Below are 17278 nucleotides of genomic sequence, written 5' to 3' on the forward strand. Positions count from 1 at the left end.
TGTGTCCTCGGCCAGTCTAGTGACGAATCTTCGGGGCCTACGCGAACAGCCTCGGCACCGGGAGCGGCGCCGAGGCTGTTCGGGTTCAGCTTCGAGTTCGAAGAAGGTGAAATCAGGCGTTGGCAGCCTTGTACTCGCGGCGGCGGCGATGCAGGATCGGCTCCGTGTACCCGCTGGGCTGCTTCGCGCCTTCGAGGATGAGTTCCTTGGCAGCCTGGAACGCGATGTTGGAATCGAAATCAGGTGCCATGTTGCGGTACTCGGCGTCGCCCTCGTTCTGACGGTCGACAACCGGGGCCATCCGCTCGAGCGCGCTCACGACGTCACTCTCGCTGACGATGCCGTGACGCAGCCAGTTGGCGAGCAACTGGCTCGAGATGCGGAGCGTGGCGCGGTCCTCCATGAGCGCGACATCGTGGATGTCGGGAACCTTGGAGCAGCCGACGCCTGCGTCGATCCAGCGGACGACGTAACCGAGGATGGACTGGCAGTTGTTGTCGAGCTCTTCCTTCTTCTCCGCGTCCGTCCAGTCTGTGCTGGGCGCGAGCGGGATGGTCAGGATGTCGTCGACGCTCGCGCGAGGCTTGCCCTTCAGACCATCCTGAACTGCGAACACGTCGACGCGATGGTAGTGCGTCGCGTGCAGCGTTGCGCCGGTCGGCGACGGAACCCACGCGGTGTTGGCGCCGGCCTTGGGGTGGCCGATCTTCTGCTCGAGCATGTCCGCCATCAGCTCGGTCATGGCCCACATGCCCTTGCCGATCTGCGCCTTGCCCTGCAGACCGCAGGCCAGTCCCGTGTCGACGTTCCAGTCTTCGTAGGCACCGATCCACTTCTGCTTCTTCATCTCGGCCTTGCGCACCATCGCGCCGGCCTCCATGGAGGTGTGGATTTCGTCGCCGGTGCGGTCGAGGAAGCCGGTGTTGATGAACACGACGCGGTCGACTGCTTCCTTGATGCAGGCAGCGAGGTTGACTGTCGTGCGACGCTCCTCGTCCATGATGCCGACCTTGAGCGTGTTCTCGGGAAGCCCGAGGACCTGCTCGACGCGGCCGAACAGTTCGGTGGTGAAGGCAACTTCCTCGGGGCCGTGCTGCTTGGGCTTGACGATGTAGATCGAGCCGGTGCGGCTGTTGTCGAGCGGGCCGTTCGCGTCACTGATCGAGAGGCCGTGCACAGCGCAGGCGCTGGTGATCAAGGCGTCGAGAATGCCCTCGGGGACCTCGTTGCCGTCGGCATCGAGGATCGCGGGGTTGGTCATGAGGTGACCGACGTTGCGGACGAACAGGAGCGAACGACCGTGCAGGCTGAGTTCGCTGCCGTCGACGGCGGTGTACTTACGGTCGCCGTTGAGCGTGCGGGTGAAGGACTTGGCGCCCTTCTTGATCTCCTCGGACAGATCACCGCGGTTGAGACCCAACCAGTTTCGGTAACCGACAACCTTGTCGTCGGCGTCGACAGCGGCGACCGAGTCCTCGAAGTCCATGATCGTGGTGACGGCGGATTCGAGAACGACGTCCTTGACGCCGGCGGCGTCGGTGCTCCCGATCGGGGACGAGGCGTCGATCTGGATCTCGGCATGCAGGCCGTTGTTGAGCAGCAGGATGCTCGTCGGTGCGTCCTTCTCCCCGAGGTAGCCGACGAACTTCTCCGGCTGGGCGAGCGTGGTGACCGTACCGTCTGCCAACGTGATCTTCAGTTCACTGCCGTCGACAACGTACTTGGTTGAATCGGCATGCGATCCCGACGCGAGAGGTGCTGCCGCATCGAGGAATTCACGCGCCCAGGCGATGACTTTGTCGCCGCGGACCTTGTTGTAGCCGGAACCCTTCTCGGCCCCGTTCTCCTCCGAGATGGCGTTGGTGCCGTACAGCGCGTCATACAACGAACCCCAGCGGGCGTTGGACGCGTTGAGTGCGAAGCGCGCGTTGAGGATCGGCACGACCAACTGCGGGCCGGCCGTCGCGGTGATCTCCGTGTCGACGTTCGCGGTGGTGACCGAGAATTCGGCAGGCGTCGGCAGGAGGTAGCCGATTTCCTGCAGGAATGCCTTGTACGCAGCGGCGTCGATGGGAGCGCCGGCGTGATCGCGATGCCACTGATCGATCTGAGCCTGCAGATCGTCACGCTTGGCAAGCAAGTCGCGGTTCTTCGGTGCGAGCTCGGTGATGACCTTGTCGGCGCCGGCCCAGAACGTCTCGCCATCTACACCGGTGCCGGGAAGAGCCTCCTCGACCACGAAGTCGTAGAGAACCTTGGCAACCTGAAGACTGCCGACCTGAACGCGCTCAGTCATGAATAGCCTCACTTTTCCGAAAGCGGAGCACCACATATGGATGCCATGAACCAACACCAATGTTACCTGGGAGTATTCCCACCGCTGTCCGCGCCCTGAGCTGCGATAATCGGGCGCGAAGAGCTGAAACGATCAAGTGAAATTCGTTCTGTCTAGAGTTTTCGCGCGGAAATCTCGAAACCAGCCGCGCGTAGGCGCTCGACCAGGACGTCGCCGAGCGCTGTCGCCGGGGTCAAAACGCCGGTGGCCGGGGGGAGATCCTTGGGGTCCTTCGCCAATGACAACGCAGATTCGCCGAGCATTACCGCCGTTGCGCTGTATCCAGGGTCGCCCTTCGCCTTCACTCGTGATGTGTATCGAGCGCCGGTCGTGGTCGTGGTGAACACGTCGAGCGTGAAATGACCCTTCTTCTGGGTGCTCTCGCTCGGACCTTCGCCGGGAGCCGGCAATACCTTGTCGAGAAGGAAGCGCGTCGGGGGAAGGGCGAGTCCGGCGACCAGCGCACCGAGGCCGACCGCCACGCCGCCCGCGATCACCGGTGATACCACCGAAGAACCGACACTCATCACCTCGCTGTACTTGAACTTCTTGCCGTACGCCCACTCTCGGAGCGCATTGCTGCGACGAACGACTCGTGTGTTGTACGACGCCATCACGAACGGTGCCTTCCACCCCTTCAACGAAGGATCGATCTTCTTGCCGTCGACCACGCTCACGTCGCTCTGACGTCCGAGGTCGGGCTCCCTGTCACGATCGGGGCTCAGCGAATACGGCGAGGCAGCGAGTTTCCGCAGGCGCGCATCGTCTTTCGACACGTCGATCTGGTTGCGAAGCGAATCGATGGTGCCACCGCTCACGCCGCCGCGCAGCGCCGTGACCACCAGCGTTGTGTCGGTGAGCTCACCGGCGCCGTCGGCAGTGACCTTCTCGTGGAGGACGTGAACTCCGAGATCGGAAGGGATGGAATCGAATCCGCAGGAATGGACGATCTTTGCGCCGGTCGAGACCGCCAGCTCATGGTTGGCGTCGATGCTCTCGCGGTGGAACAGCACCTCACCGGTCAGGTCGACGTAATGAGTTCCGGCGGAGGCGCATTCGTGAACAAGGGTGTGACCGTACTTGGCGTACGGGCCGACCGTGGTGGCGACGACCCGGGTTCGTTGCGCGAGCGCCTTCAACGCCGTGGCGTCGTCGGCGTCGGCGATGATCAGGGGGAGATCGGCGGCGGCGGTACCCAGATCGGCGCGAGTGGCTGCCAACTTCTCGAGGGAACGGCCACCGAGGCCGATCTTCGTACCTTCGGGAGCATGTTTGACGAGGTAGTCGGCGAGTAGCTTTCCGACGAAGCCGCTCGCTCCGTAGACGATGATGTCGAGTTCTCGGGCGGGCGAGGTTCCAGTCATGGAGCCAGCCTACAAACGAGTACCCGAAAGTGATGTGACCGAGGTCACTCGGCGGGGAGGGGCTCCTTGACGACGAGGATCGGAGCCTCCACTTCAAGCAGAAGGCGCTGCAGCGGGCGTTCGAGGAGGAACTTGCCGATGGGGGACATCCGGCGTGTTCCGACGACCAGGAGATCGACACCCGCGCCGTGGACCAGGTTGACTAGGGCGGTCACCGGATCGCCGTCGTGCTCGGTGGTGCGCAGATCCCACTTCGTCTCCGAGAATCCACCGGCATCGAGAGCTGACTGAATCTCGCCGCGAAGAGCGGCCCGATCGTCCTCGGTGTCTCCGGTGTTGACCGTGTCCCCGATGTTGACGTCGTCCAGGACGTGCAGAACCAGCAGTTCATCGCTTCGACCCACGGATTCCCGTGCGGCGGCCACGATTGCGGCGCGGCCTTCCGGGCTGTCCTTGTGTACGACGGCGATCGTCATGGTTCCTCCGAGTCGGTGAGCAGGTTCGCAGTCCATTATCGCCTGCAATGCTGTGCCCTACCTGAAATGAGCTACTCGACACGGGGGTTTGGCGGTGACGAGATCGCCACATTGGGGCGCCTAGGTGCTGCCTGTCACCACTGCGGGGTGCCGCCCATCACCACGGTGACGGTTTGTAGTCCTTGAGGAAGCAGCCATGTAGGTCGACGCCCAGCTCGCCCTGAACGATGGGGTCGTAGACGCGGGCGGCGCCGTCGACGAGGTCGAGTGGTGCGTGGAAACCTTCGTCGGCCAGGCGCATCTTCGTGAAGTGCGGGCGTTCGTCGGTGATCCAGCCGGTGTCGACGGCGGTCATGAGAATGCCGTCGTCGAGCATTTCCTTGGAGCTGGTGCGGGTCAGCATGTTCAGTGCTGCCTTGGCCATGTTGGTGTGCGGGTGGCCGGGGCCCTTGTACGCGCGGCTGAACTGACCTTCCATGGCCGAGACGTTCACGACGTACTTGCGTCGCGCAGCTGATGCGGCCATGGACGGGCGCAGGCGCGAAACGAGGATGAAGGGCGCGACCGAGTTACAGAGCTGAACTTCGAGAAGCTCGATCGGATCGACCTCTTCGACGGTCTGGACCCAACTGTTGGTGTGCGCGAGGTCGGGGAGCAGTCCGCCGGCGTCGATGGCGATGCCTTGCTCGATGCGATCGGGTGAAGCGGACTTGGCGACGAGTGCGAGTGAACTGACCGCGTCGGCGGAGAGATTTCCGGAGGTGATGCTTGCGACGTCCGACAGCGATCCGGCCAGAGCCGCGGGGTGAGCGTCACTCGTCTTGCCGAAGGTCAGCACATCGGGCAGCTCGCCTGCGGGCAGTGCTCCGGACTCGGCGTCCACCAGAGCGCCGTAGGCACCGGGGGAGCGTCGGACGGTTTGCGCGGCGTTGTTGATGAGGATGTCGAGTGGACCCTGTGCGGCAACGGAATCCGCAAGTGCAACAACCTGGGCGGGGTCGCGGAGGTCGATGCCGACGATGCGCAGACGGTGTATCCAGTCGTTGCTGTCTTCCATCGCCTTGAATCGGCGGATCGCGTCGTTGGGGAATCGTGTCGTGATGGTCAGGTGCGCGCCGTCACGCAGCAGGCGCAGCGCAATGTACATGCCGATCTTCGCGCGGCCGCCGGTCAGGAGTGCGCGTCGGCCGGTGAGATCGGTGCTCGCATCACGTTTGCTGCGGCTGGTTGCAGCGCAATCGGGGCACAGTTGGTGGTAGAAGGCGTCGACTGCGGTGTAGCGCTGCTTGCAGATGTAGCACGGCCGCGCCTTGATGAGTGTGCCGGCGGAGGCGCCGGCGGTGTTCGACTTGATCGGAATGCCTGCGGTCTCGTCGTCGATGCGATCGGGTGAACCGGTGGCAGTCGCGGCGACCACTTGGCGGTCGGCTTCGTTGACCGCTGCGCGCGAGGCGAGGCGACGCTTCTTCTTGAGCCGCTTGAACAGATGGCCGACAGCGCGCTGCATGGTGATCGAGTCGGGATGCTCGTCGTCGAGTTCAGCGGCTTCGGAAAGGACCTTCAGGCAGATTTCGAGTTCTGCGGGGTCGAGTCCGGTGAGTTCGGCTCGAGCAGATTCTGAATCGGCTGTTTCCAGCGAATCTGCCTGCAGTGCATCCGACTTCTTGGTGTCTGTATCCACTTCGAACTTCTGTTCCATCTCGATCGCCGCTCGCGCGGACTGTTCCCTGGTGCGGGAACTTCGCCAATTACGAGAAAAGCTCCGGTTCGATGAACCGGAGCTTTTCCTGTCTGTCTCAACACAGAGTGTCCGAGGGGGGACTTGAACCCCCACGTCCGTTAATAGGACACTAGCACCTCAAGCTAGCGCGTCTGCCATTCCGCCACTCGGACTCGGCCCCGATTTCTCGGTGCTGGGAAAGAGTATCCGATGGCATCGTCAGGTCCCAAATCGCCCCACTACTGTGCGCCTTTATTAACCGCCGGGGGTTAATAAAGGCGCACAGCAAAAAGACCCCAACCTGATCAGGCTGGGGTCTTTCTGCTGTATTCGAGTGTCCGAGGGGGGACTTGAACCCCCACGTCCGTTAATAGGACACTAGCACCTCAAGCTAGCGCGTCTGCCATTCCGCCACTCGGACTCGGCCCCGATTTCTCGGTGCTGGGAAAGAGTATCCGATTCGGTGAGCTGCCCCAAATCGCCAGGTTGCGGGGCATTCCGGTCGCCCGCGTCGTTTGATTCGATGGTAGGAAAGTGGAATGACCACAACCCCGAATAATCCGAATCCGAGCAGAGCCGAAGCAGAAGTAGTCGAACTGGTCAGTTCTCTCATCCGCTTCGACACCTCGAACACGGGAGAACTCGAAACCACCAAGGGTGAGCGTGCGTGCGCGGAGTGGGTTGCCGCGCAGCTTCAAGAAGTCGGCTACGAGACGGAATACGTCGAGTCCGGTGCACCCGGCCGCGGGAATGTCTTTGCCCGATTGAAGGGAGCTGAGTCGGGTCGAGGTGCGTTGATGCTTCACGGTCACCTCGACGTCGTCCCGGCCGAGCCCGCCGACTGGAGCGTTCATCCCTTTGCCGGCACCGTCCAGGACGGCTACGTGTGGGGGCGCGGCGCCGTGGACATGAAGGACATGGTCGGGATGATCCTGGCTCTTGCCAGGCAGTTCAAGGCGGAAGGCGTCGTGCCGCCGCGCGATCTGGTGTTCGCCTTCGTGGCAGACGAGGAAGCGGGCGGAAAGTACGGATGCCAATGGTTGGTCGAACATCGCCCGGATTTGTTCGAGGGAGTGACCGAGGCCGTCGGTGAGGTAGGCGGTTTCTCGCTGACGGTTCCGCGGCCCGACGGAACCGACCGCAGGCTCTACCTCGTGGAGACTGCGGAAAAGGGTCTCGGTTGGATGCGTCTGACTGCCAAGGGACGCGCCGGGCACGGCTCCTTCCTCCACGACGACAACGCGGTCGCGACACTCGCCGGCGCGGTCTCGCGGCTCGCTGCGCATCGATTCCCGATCGTGATCTCGGATTCGGTCGCCGAGTTCCTCACCGCCGTCGGCGAAGAGACCGGATTGGATTTCGATCCGGGATCACCGGACATCGACGGGACTCTCGCGAAGCTGGGGACGATCGCCAACATCATCGGGGCGACGTTCCGTGACACCGCGAACCCGACGATGCTCAAGGCCGGATACAAGGCGAACGTCATTCCGCAGACTGCCGAGGCGGTCTTCGACTGCCGTGTGCTGCCGGGACGGCAGGCCGAATTCGAGCGCACGGTGGACCAACTGATCGGTCCCGACGTGACCCGCGAGTGGATCACCAAGCTGGACTCGTACGAGACGACGTTCGACGGCCATCTCGTCGATGCCATGAACGAGGCGATCCTTGCGCACGATCCGGAAGCTCGCACCGTGCCGTACATGCTCTCCGGCGGAACCGACGCGAAGGCATTCGCGAAACTGGGCATTCGCTGCTTCGGCTTCGCGCCGTTGCAGTTGCCGCCCGAGCTTGATTTCAGTGCGCTGTTCCACGGTGTCGACGAGCGAGTTCCGGTGGACGCACTACTGTTCGGGACACGTGTTCTGGAACATTTCCTGCTCAATTCCTGACGAGCACGTGGATAGATCCGTGAGCTCGACGCACATCGAGCTCTCTTGTCACAGAAAGGATTCGCATGGCGCACGATCCGTACGAACCATTGCCGAAGTTGCCGAGTTTCGAGCTGACCAGTGACGACATCACTGCCGGCCAGCCGCTGAAGCTCGCTCAGGCCAGTGGAGCCTTCGGTGTCCCCGGTGGCGAAGACATCTCACCGCAGCTCTCGTGGTCTGGCTTTCCGGCCGAGACGAAGAGCTTCGTCGTGACGGTGTTCGATCCGGACGCACCGACGGCGTCGGGATTCTGGCACTGGGCCGTGGCGAACATCCCCGCTTCCGTCACGGAGCTTCCCGCCGGTGCCGGCGCGGCGGACAGCGATGTCCTGCCCGCCGGAACCGTCACTCTCCGCCACGACGGTGGCGGGTTCGGTTTCATCGGTGCGGGCCCGCCTCCCGGGCACGGTCCGCATCGCTACATCGTCGCGGTGCATGCCCTCGACGTGGAGACTCTCGACGGAGTCACCCCTGACTCGTCGCCGGCGTTCCTCGGCTTCAACGTGTTCCATCACGCGATTGCGCGTGCAACCCTGACCGGGACGTTCGAGGTCGAATAATCACTGTGCTGTGCGCCTTTATTAACCGCCCGCGGTTAATAAAGGCGCACAGCAGTTTTAGCGAGGGTTCTCGGCTCCAACTGCCTGGGCGATCGACGAGAAGCCGGCTGCGCGCACGCGCTTGGCTATGCCTTTGTGGATGCTGCGGGCCCAGAACGGTCCGCCGTAGATGAAGCCCGTGTATCCCTGCACCAGCGTCGCACCGGCGAGGATGCGCTCCCACGCCTGATCGGCTGTCTCGATACCGCCGACCGAGATGATGGTCATCTTGTCGCCGACCCGGGCGTACAGGCGCCGAAGTACTTCGAGGGAGCGCTCGGCAACCGGTGCACCGGACAGGCCACCCGCCCCGAGTTCAGCCACCTCGGCGTCCGGGGTCTTCAAACCGTCGCGGCGGATCGTGGTGTTTGTCGCGACGATTCCGGCAAGTCCGAGTTCGATTGCCAGATCGGCGACAGCGTCGACGTCCTCGTCCGAGAGGTCGGGCGCGATCTTCACCAGTACCGGCACGCTGACGGTGTCGAGCACGGCCTGCAGGATCGGGCGCAGTGATTCGACGGCCTGCAGATCACGGAGTCCGGGTGTGTTCGGCGAGCTGACATTCACGACCATGAAGTCGGCCAGCGGACCCAGAAGCTGCGCGCTGGCGGTGTAGTCGGCAGCGGCGTCGGCGGCTTCGACGATCTTGGTCTTGCCGATGTTGGCACCGATCGGGACCGTGACGCGGCGCTGTCGCAGGAAGTTCGCCGCGTGACCAGCGCCGTGGTTGTTGAAGCCCATCCGGTTGATCAGAGCGCGGTCGGCCGGAAGACGGAACAAACGCGGCGCGGGGTTACCGGGCTGAGCCTGGGCCGTCACTGTTCCGACCTCAGCGAAACCGAATCCCAACGGGCCCCAGGCGTCGACTCCGGTGGCGTCCTTGTCGAAGCCTGCGGCGAGGCCGAGAGGTGCCGGGAACGTCAGACCGAAAGCCTGACTTCGCAGTACCGGGTCGTCGACGACTAGGACTTTTGCGACCAGCCAGCGAAGGGGAGCGAACCTTGTCACCAGTTTCATCGCGGTGAAGGCAATGTGGTGGATGCGTTCCGGCGGGATCCGGAACATCAGGCTCAGCAGCAGTTGGTACACGATTCTCCAGCTCTTCGATGGTGTGATTTCGTCAGCGGTTTCGATAGCGGCGGGCTCTGGGTCGTCTGTTGAACGATCAGTGCTGAATGCCGTCCGGATCGGTCACGTGCAGCGGCGTCTTCTTTCGCTTGAGAAGCACACGACGACTGCCGTCGGGGTACAGACGGACCCGGGAGAGTTCCCATCCGCCGAACTCGGCGGAGATCGCCAGACGCATCGACGCGGTGACCCGCGAAACGTTCGGCGGTAGCCGGAGCGGCACATAGTCGAACTTGTCGTCCGACGTTTCCCACTGCGCGGGGATCCCGCGCGTACGCTTTTCCATCAGTTCTCCCGTGACGGGATGACCTGCAGCCCGTCACCGGTTGCCGATCCGACGATCAGATTGCCGTTGGAAGAGTCTACGGCCAACGAATTCGGCTGTCGCACCGTCTTGAACCGTCCGGTCTCCACGGGGATGCCGGACGACAGATCGAAGCCGACCACTTCGTTGGTCGCGGTCAGCGTGACCCACACCCGATCAGCGGTCTCGTCGTAGGCAACGGCGTACGGCGACTCGCCGACGGGGTAGCGCTGGTGCATCAGGAGCGGATCGGCAGTGAAGACGAGCAGTTCGTTGCCGGTGGTGTCGGTGACCAGAATGCGTCCGAAGCGATCGGTGGCCAGATGTGTTGCGCCCTCACCGGCGCGGAGAGCGACGCCGAGTTTGCCGTCTTCGAGATTGATCGCCGTCAGCGAGGTCTGACGGTGATCGAGGGCGCTCAGGTTGTCGCCGGTGACTGCGAGTTCGTCGACGGATGCGAATCCCGAAAGCGTCTGTGACTGATCGGTCTTCGGGTCGACGATGTGAACTGAACCATTGTCCGTGCCGATCGCGATACGGCCGTCGTCGAGCTCGACCGCGGAATTCGCCTGGCCGTCGACAGGGGTGGACGTCTGTTCGCCCGAAGTCAGATTCAGCTTCACTACCTGGCGATCCATCGACAGAAGAGCGCTACCGTCAGAGCCGATCGACACGTCGCGTACGTCGGAATCCAAGGCTGTCGGACGACCTGCCGAGGCGGGGTCGGCGCCGGCCAAACCGTCCGAAGGAACGACCAGCACCGACCGGGGGTCGTTGGCAACCACGACAGCGCTGCGCGTGACCGGGTCGAATGTGATGGAATCGATCGGACCTGAATACGGATGAACCACGCCGTCCGGGGTGCTGGTGGTGGCCGGTGAGACCGCTGCCGTAGCGGGATCGATCGTGATGAGGTCGTCTCCGCCATCTCCGGAAGAACATCCTGTGACCAGCAGAACCGCCGCCCCCATTGCTGCTGCAGTGGTGCGGATCCCTAGGCGAGCCATGTGTAGTTCCTCTTTTTCTTGTCATCTGTTCTTCACGCAGTGCGACTGTCATCGATCATCCCTGATCGCAGTCGGGCGCCGTTCATCGCGTCGAGGAACTACCGACCATTCCGCTCACACCCTTGACGCGATACCGTACGAACAGCGATTGCGGTTGACGCTGCAATCACCGAGGAGATCATTGTGATTCCCACAGAACCCACCGATTCCGGCGCACAGCCGCCCGAACCGGCGCGGCCGGGCTTCGAGATCGAGGACCTCACCGTCGGCGCTCATGCACACGGTTTCGGCAGGTCCGACGGTCGAACTTTCGCGTTCCGCGTACGCAAGAGCATGCTGTTCGTCGAGGTATACGGCGAATACTGCGAGCACAGTGTGCCGACCCCGTCGGACGTTGTCGCCACGGCGGAGCGATCGGTGACCGACATCGATCTGACCGACGAGCGAAGCATCGCCGGTGTGGTCCGTGACGCAGTTCTCTCGACCGAGACTGATTGGTCACATCCCGATATCGGTGACGGCGATCGGGAGGGCGACGGACGCAGCTTGCCGACGGTGAGAGCCGTCCTCAACAGACTGGGATCGATCATCGATTCTGTTCGGTGAACTCTCGGCGCGGGATGACCAGCGTCGCTCCGGTTGTCGGATGCGGGAACACCTCGACCGGATAACCGTAGACGCGGGTCAGAAGCTCTTCGTGCAACACCGATTCCGGGGGACCGTCGGCGGCGATGCGACCGTTCTCGAGTACGACGATTCGGTCGGCATACGCCGCTGCCAGCGCGAGATCGTGCAACACCACGACGACGGCATCGCCGTCGGCAGCGCGGGCGCGCGCCACGGACATCACCGCTTCCTGGTGTCCGAGATCGAGTGCTGCAGTCGGCTCGTCCAGCAGGATGGTCGACGTCTCCTGTGCCAGTACCCGGGCAAGAGCGACCCGCGCCTGCTCGCCGCCGGACAGGACGGCGAACGGCCGATTGGCGAATCCCTCGACATCGCAGGTCTTCATCGCCGCAGCGATAGCAGCGCCGTCGCGGTCTTCTCGGCCAGTTCCCGCCCAGGGCGAACGTCCCATGCGAACGACCTGGCGAGCGCTGAACGAAAATCCGATGGTGTGTTTCTGGGGGAGCACCGCGCGTCGGCGCGCCATGTCGATCGGCGACCACTGAGTGAGGTCAGTACCTTCGACGTCCACCCGCCCGGCGATGACGGGCTGATCACCGGCCAACGCCGCAAGAAGAGTCGACTTGCCGGCGCCGTTCGGACCGACGAGGACGACCACTTCTCCCGCCCGGACTTCGATGGACACGCCTTCGAGAATGTGTCGACCACCGCGTTCGACGGTGATGTCGCGCGCCTCGAGCGTGACATCACCGACGGCCGGGCTCTCCGGTTCGGGAGTGACGCGGCCGAACAGTTCGCGCCAGTTTCGTACGAGGCTGCTCATGCCCACCCGCCCTGTTGCGCGCGGGTGCGTCGGAGAAGCCAGAAGAAGAAGGGTCCGCCGACCAGCGCGGTCAACATTCCGAGCGGCAGGTCTGCGTTGTCGATCAGCGAACGCGAGCCGAGATCAGCGACCAGCAGAACCAGTGCTCCGGCCAAGGCGCTGGCGGGAATCAACGCGCGATGGCCAGGCCCGACGAGAATGCGCATCAGGTGCGGAACGACCAGCCCGACGAAAAGAATGATGCCGGTGAAGGCAACGCTCGCGGAGACGAGAAGGGCGACGATCAGTACCGCGAACTGGCGCAGTCGTTCGACGTTGACGCCCAGATGACGAGCGGCGTGTTCGCCGAGAGCCAGCAGGTCCAGACGTGGGGCGATCATCATCGTCGCGGCAATCCCGACGACGGCCATCGGAGCCACGATCAGGACGGCGTTCCAGGAAGCGCCGTTGAGTGAGCCGAGTTGCCAGAACACGATCTGATCGCGAGCAGACGGGCTGGCCACGAACGTGAAGAACGCAATGAGGCCGCCCGCGAACGCATTGATCGCAACGCCGGTCAGAACGAGCGTCACCACTTCGGTTCGGCCTTCGTGCCGAGCGAGCAGGTAGACCGCCGCGGTGGTGACGAGCCCGGCGACGAACGCAGCGGCAGCCACGGCCCAGCCGGCCACGAACGTGCCGCCGACGACGATGACAGCACTCGCGCCGACCGCCGCACCCGCGGACACTCCGATCACTCCGGGCTCGGCGAGCGGATTGGAGAACACACCTTGCAGTAGCGCTCCGGAACATCCCAGCGCCGCGCCGACACAGATGGCGAGCACGACGCGGGGGAAGCGAACCTCCCACAAGGTCACTTCACCACTGGGATGGGCGGGCATCGGACCGAGATCGAGGCCGATGCGGTGCAGGATGCTGCCCAAAACCTCGAGCGGCGACGTCGGAACCTGACCGATGCACGCCGACAGCACTGCCACGATCACCAGAGCGAGGGTCAAACTGATCAGAACCGCACTCACCCGCGACCTCGATGCGGGGCCGGATGCCGACTTGTCGGCACCCTTGACGTCGTGTGAATCCTCGGCTCCGGGCCCAGACTTACCTGTCTCTGTCTTGCCTGTTTCTGTACTCACGAATCAGCACTCACGAATCTCTGCTCACGATCCACCAGGCGCGTAGATCGCTTCGGCGAGGGCCGCCATGACACGTCCGGTGTTCGGCCCGAAGCTGAGTAGCACCCCGTCCTCCATGTCGACTACGTTCTTGTTCTTTCCAGCCGGTGTCTGAGCGATGCCGGGGACCTTTTCGAGGCCGTCGATACCGCCGATCGACGCCAACCCATCCGTCATCATGAGGAGAGCGTCCGGCGCGGCGGCGATCAGCGCCTCGCTGGTGATGGGCACGAACTGTTGGGTGATGCCCGAGGCCGTGCCTGCATCGGTGGCACCGAGCGCCTCGATCAACGAATCGGCGCCGGAACCCTCACCGCCGATCATGGTGATGGCCGATCCTCGCATGTAGAGGAACGCGATCTTCAGTGGATCACCCTCGTCGGGAACCAGGTCGCGAGCTGCAGCGATCTCCGATTCGGTTCGGTCGACAAGCGCGGCGCCCTGCGCGGGAACGCCGAGGGCGTCGGCGACGGCCTGGAGCTGACTCGGCACACCTTCGAGTGTTCGGGTGGGATCGAAGAAGACGACGGGAACACCCGCAGCGCGCAACTGATCCTGGACGCTCTTGGGCCCGATACTCGTGTCGGTGAGTACCACGGTGGGATTCAAATCGAGGATCGCTTCGGTATTGAGCGATTGGCCGCCGACCGTGACAACCGGCACGTCCGCGACTGAAGGGAACTTGGCGGCGGTGTCGCGGCCCACAAGATTGTCACCGAGTCCGAGAGCTACCGTCGTCGTTGCGAGCGTCCCGTAGCGGTCGGCCGCCACGATCCGGCTGTTGTCGGTGATGGTCACGTCGACGCCGTCGAAGCTCTTGACCGTCACGGGCAGAGTCGCGGTCGGGTTGTCGGCCACGGGAACCGGGCTGGAATCTTCGAGTACCGCGGTCCGGGCACCCTGCGAGGTCGTGGAATTGTCGCTGGAGCCGCAAGCGACCAAACCGATACCCGCTGCTGCGACCAGTGCCGCCGCGGCCAAGCGCTTCATCATTTGACGAGGTAGCTCTCGATGTCGCCTTCGAGATCGGCGAACAGGTCACCGTTGAGGCGGTACGCCAGATTCACCTCGTCGATGAAACGCTGCTGCTCTTCGGCAGGAATCTGCAGTGCATCCAGATTCGAGCGGTAGTCGTCCTTGAAAGGCTTCGGCTTGGGGATGCCTTCGAAGATGTAGAAGCGAAGTCCGTCGGTCTCGAATCCGTAGGCGCGCTCGAGCATCCGGCGGATGATCTGTCCGCCCGAGAGGTCACCCATGTATCGCAGGTAGTGATGTGCGACGAAGCCGGCAGGCCAGTCGAACGCCACCTCCTTCAGGCGGGCGATGTAACGCTCGGTTGCCGGCAAGGCCACGAGTTCGTCGCGCCAGTTCGGTCCGCCGAGGAACTCGAGATCGGCTTCGAGCGAAGCCACCCGCAACAGATCCTCGGACAGGAACGGAGCGACCAACTCGTTGTCGGCGTGTGTGCGGCCGGCCTCTTCGAGGCTCGTGTAGACGAGGTACGTCTGTCCCAGAAGAGCGGCGTAGCCAGCCGTGGTCAGCTCACCGCCGAGAAGCGCGCCTACGAATCGCGACTGCTCCGTCTCGCGGTGTGCTGCGTCCGTCTCGGTCTTGATTCGTTCGGAGAAGGCGGGGCCTGCGTCTGCGGAAAGGCTGTCTACGTCGAGCGTGGTCATTGATTCTCCTGAGGCTGTAGTCAAGCGTTGCCTACTAGGTTAGCCTGCCCTCGCCAAGACGATACCTCCGGTATTTCGATCAGCGGGACGAACTAAGCGCTCACGTCGTCGAGAGCCGCGGCAATCGCTTTCGGCAGTTCCAATTCTTCGGTTGCCAGTACTCCTGTCAACTGGGCGAGATCACGCGTACCGACGACGGCGCTGGCCACCCCGGCACGATCGCGTGCCCAGGCCAGTGCCACCGCCAGTGGAGAAGTACCCAGACCGTCGGCGGCGGTAACGACTGCGTCGACCACCCGGATCGAGGAATCGGTCAGATAGCTCTGCACGTCCTGTGAATGTGCCTCGTCGGCGCCGCGGGAATCGACGGGAATGCCGTCGCGGTACTTGCCGGTCAGAACGCCGCCCGCGAGGGGTACTGCGGCGAACACTCCGACGCCGTGATGGGCCGCCGCTGCGAACAATTCTTCCTCGACGCCGCGCGCCAGCAACGAGTACTCGGCCTGCGTCGCGGCGAGCGTTGTTGCGCCACCGGCTCCGACGGCCGTTGCGAGCTGCCAGCCGAGGTAGCCGCGCACTCCGACATACCGCACCTTGCCGCTCGAGACCGCGTAGTCGAGGGTTGCTGCAACCTCGTCGACAGGCGTGAGCGGATCCCAGGTTGCGACCTGCCACATGTCGAGGAAGTCGGTTCCGAGTTCACGAAGAGTCGCGTCGAGCTGGCGGAGCAATCCTCGCCGCGAGCAGTCGACGCGGTCGGTGCCGATCGGAGTGGGATCGATGCCGGCGCTCGAGCTGATGATGAGTTCGTCACGTGGAACGACGTCGTCGAGCAACTCGGCGAGGATCCGTTGCGCCGCACCGGCGCCGTACGCGGGCGAGGTGTCGACCAGGGTTCCGCCGGCCTCGGCGAACGCGAGTAGCTGCGCAGCGGCCTCGTCGCCGTCCGTGTCGCGTCCCCATGTCAGTGTGCCGAGCCCAAGTCGCGAGACCCGAAGTCCGCTCGTTCCGACAGATCTGTGCTTCATAACCGCCTGCATCTCGCGCCCGACTCGTGTGCGCAAGTGCGGCACCCGAGAGATCTCACCACGTGCAGACTAGTGGGCGCTCGCCTCGAGTCGGGGTATTCGGACACGGACGTGCCGGGCGCGGCGCGGCACGGTGGGCCCCGGTAGCGTGGCGCCGGTGAAACGTGAACCCGACACACGAAACCTGTGTGCAGTAACCCCATTCGAATCAGCCGGGATCGGTGAGTGATGGGCGAAGCGATGACCTGGCTCCAGGCCGTGATCCTGGGCCTCGTGCAGGGATTGACCGAGTTCCTGCCCATCTCGTCTTCCGGACATTTGCGAATCGTGTCGGAGATATTCTTCGGCAGTGACGCCGGTGCGTCGTTCACCGCGGTGACGCAGCTCGGCACCGAGTTGGCGGTCCTGATCTACTTCGCGCGCGACATCGTGAGGATCATCACTGCCTGGTTCCGGGGTGTGTTCAACGCCGAGCACCGGGGAGATCTCGATTACCGGATGGGCTGGTACGTCATCATCGGCACCATCCCGGTCGGCATCCTCGGGTTCTTCTTCAAAGACCAGATCCGTACCGGCGCACGCAATTTGTGGCTGATTGCCACGATGCTGATCGTGTTCGCACTCGTCATCGCCGCTGCCGAGTACTACGGACGCAAGACGCGTCCGATCGAATCGCTCACGGCGCGCGACGGCATCATCATGGGTTCGGCTCAGGCGCTCGCGCTCATCCCTGGTGTCTCACGTTCGGGTGGCACGATCAGTGCCGGTCTCTTCCTCGGGCTCACCCGCGAGGCTGCGGCACGCTACTCCTTCCTGCTGGCGATTCCCGCGGTTCTCGCTTCCGGTTTGTTCAGCCTCCCGGATGCCTTCGAGCCGGCCGGTGAGGGTCTGAACGCGAGCGGTCCGCAGTTGCTGGTGGCAACGGTCATCGCCTTCGCGGTCGGTTACGCAGCGATCGCCTGGCTGCTTCGATTTGTTGTCGATCACTCCATGTACTGGTTCGTCGGATACAGAATCGCTCTCGGCGTAGTCGTCCTTGCGCTGCTGGCCACAGGGGTCGTGTCCGCGACATAGAGCCCGTTTCG

Annotated in this window: 16 protein-coding genes and 2 tRNA genes; 4 read left to right on the top strand and 14 right to left on the bottom strand. The window is 63.7% G+C overall.

Annotation, left to right across the window (positions count from 1 at the left end; genetic code table 11):
- Positions 1 to 112 precede the first annotated feature (112 nt).
- The 6 genes from G8767_RS10545 to G8767_RS10570 all read right to left on the bottom strand — a co-directional run bounded on the left by G8767_RS10545 (position 113) and on the right by G8767_RS10570 (position 6316).
- Entirely contained in the window at positions 113 to 2296 is a 2184-nt protein-coding gene (locus tag G8767_RS10545; protein WP_166810135.1) for a malate synthase G, read from the bottom strand.
- A gap of 152 nt (positions 2297 to 2448) precedes the next feature.
- Positions 2449 to 3699 (bottom strand): saccharopine dehydrogenase NADP-binding domain-containing protein, encoded by a 1251-nt coding sequence (locus G8767_RS10550; RefSeq protein WP_166810136.1) that lies wholly within the window; start codon positions 3697 to 3699, stop codon positions 2449 to 2451.
- 44 nt (positions 3700 to 3743) lie between these two features.
- Complete coding sequence (locus G8767_RS10555) at positions 3744 to 4175, bottom strand: universal stress protein (RefSeq protein WP_166810137.1); 432 nt, start codon at positions 4173 to 4175, stop codon at positions 3744 to 3746.
- A gap of 157 nt (positions 4176 to 4332) precedes the next feature.
- Positions 4333 to 5874: an SDR family NAD(P)-dependent oxidoreductase gene (locus G8767_RS10560; RefSeq protein WP_166810138.1), complete on the bottom strand. Its 1542-nt coding sequence runs from the start codon at positions 5872 to 5874 to the stop codon at positions 4333 to 4335.
- 108 nt (positions 5875 to 5982) lie between these two features.
- Positions 5983 to 6068, bottom strand: a tRNA-Leu gene (locus G8767_RS10565).
- Positions 6069 to 6230: 162 nt separating this feature from the next.
- Positions 6231 to 6316 (bottom strand) — tRNA-Leu (locus G8767_RS10570).
- Positions 6317 to 6434: 118 nt separating this feature from the next.
- Here G8767_RS10570 and G8767_RS10575 point away from each other — a divergent pair.
- Together G8767_RS10575 and G8767_RS10580 are read left to right on the top strand one after the other, a co-directional pair.
- The gene (locus G8767_RS10575) at positions 6435 to 7787 is read left to right on the top strand and encodes a M20/M25/M40 family metallo-hydrolase (RefSeq protein WP_166810139.1); all 1353 of its coding nucleotides are present in this window, start codon (positions 6435 to 6437) and stop codon (positions 7785 to 7787) included.
- Between the two features lie 65 nt (positions 7788 to 7852).
- A complete protein-coding gene (locus G8767_RS10580) occupies positions 7853 to 8389 on the top strand; it encodes a YbhB/YbcL family Raf kinase inhibitor-like protein (RefSeq protein WP_007733394.1) in 537 nt (178 codons plus the stop codon).
- A gap of 57 nt (positions 8390 to 8446) precedes the next feature.
- Here the strand turns inward: G8767_RS10580 and G8767_RS10585 are convergent, their stop codons facing one another.
- The 3 genes from G8767_RS10585 to G8767_RS10595 form a co-directional block, all read right to left on the bottom strand.
- A complete protein-coding gene (locus tag G8767_RS10585; RefSeq protein ID WP_166810140.1) occupies positions 8447 to 9517 on the bottom strand; it encodes a quinone-dependent dihydroorotate dehydrogenase in 1071 nt (356 codons plus the stop codon).
- 76 nt (positions 9518 to 9593) lie between these two features.
- Entirely contained in the window at positions 9594 to 9842 is a 249-nt protein-coding gene (locus tag G8767_RS10590; RefSeq protein WP_003946171.1) for a DUF5703 family protein, read from the bottom strand.
- The gene (locus tag G8767_RS10595; protein ID WP_166810141.1) at positions 9842 to 10867 is read right to left on the bottom strand and encodes a hypothetical protein; all 1026 of its coding nucleotides are present in this window, start codon (positions 10865 to 10867) and stop codon (positions 9842 to 9844) included. The genes G8767_RS10590 and G8767_RS10595 overlap by 1 nt, the downstream gene beginning before the upstream one ends.
- A gap of 183 nt (positions 10868 to 11050) precedes the next feature.
- Here G8767_RS10595 and G8767_RS10600 point away from each other — a divergent pair, with 183 nt between their 5' ends.
- Positions 11051 to 11473: a hypothetical protein gene (locus tag G8767_RS10600; protein WP_166810142.1), complete on the top strand. Its 423-nt coding sequence runs from the start codon at positions 11051 to 11053 to the stop codon at positions 11471 to 11473.
- Here the strand turns inward: G8767_RS10600 and G8767_RS10605 are convergent.
- The 5 genes from G8767_RS10605 to G8767_RS10625 all read right to left on the bottom strand — a co-directional run bounded on the left by G8767_RS10605 (position 11454) and on the right by G8767_RS10625 (position 16193).
- Entirely contained in the window at positions 11454 to 12317 is an 864-nt protein-coding gene (locus G8767_RS10605) for a heme ABC transporter ATP-binding protein (RefSeq protein WP_166810143.1), read from the bottom strand. The two genes, G8767_RS10600 and G8767_RS10605, sit on opposite strands and share 20 nt — an antisense overlap.
- Positions 12314 to 13336, bottom strand: coding sequence for an iron ABC transporter permease (locus G8767_RS10610; RefSeq protein WP_166810247.1), 1023 nt, complete (start codon positions 13334 to 13336; stop codon positions 12314 to 12316). Before G8767_RS10610 ends, G8767_RS10605 begins: the two co-directional genes overlap by 4 nt.
- Before the next feature lie 138 nt (positions 13337 to 13474).
- Positions 13475 to 14482 carry an ABC transporter substrate-binding protein gene (locus tag G8767_RS10615; RefSeq protein WP_166810144.1) on the bottom strand — a complete coding sequence of 336 codons (1008 nt, stop codon included), beginning with the start codon at positions 14480 to 14482 and terminating at the stop codon, positions 13475 to 13477.
- Positions 14479 to 15165 carry a biliverdin-producing heme oxygenase gene (locus G8767_RS10620; RefSeq protein ID WP_003946162.1) on the bottom strand — a complete coding sequence of 229 codons (687 nt, stop codon included), beginning with the start codon at positions 15163 to 15165 and terminating at the stop codon, positions 14479 to 14481. The genes G8767_RS10615 and G8767_RS10620 overlap by 4 nt, the downstream gene beginning before the upstream one ends.
- Positions 15166 to 15257: 92 nt before the next feature.
- A complete protein-coding gene (locus tag G8767_RS10625; protein WP_003946175.1) occupies positions 15258 to 16193 on the bottom strand; it encodes an aldo/keto reductase in 936 nt (311 codons plus the stop codon).
- A 228-nt stretch (positions 16194 to 16421) separates the two neighbouring features.
- Here G8767_RS10625 and G8767_RS10630 point away from each other — a divergent pair, with 228 nt between their 5' ends.
- Positions 16422 to 17267 (top strand): undecaprenyl-diphosphate phosphatase, encoded by an 846-nt coding sequence (locus G8767_RS10630; RefSeq protein ID WP_030537531.1) that lies wholly within the window; start codon positions 16422 to 16424, stop codon positions 17265 to 17267.
- The last annotated feature ends 11 nt before the right edge of the window (positions 17268 to 17278 follow it).

Source organism: Rhodococcus sp. IC4_135 (assembly GCF_011602025.1).
In the GTDB taxonomy this organism is placed as follows: Bacteria; Actinomycetota; Actinomycetes; order Mycobacteriales; family Mycobacteriaceae; genus Rhodococcus_F; species Rhodococcus_F baikonurensis.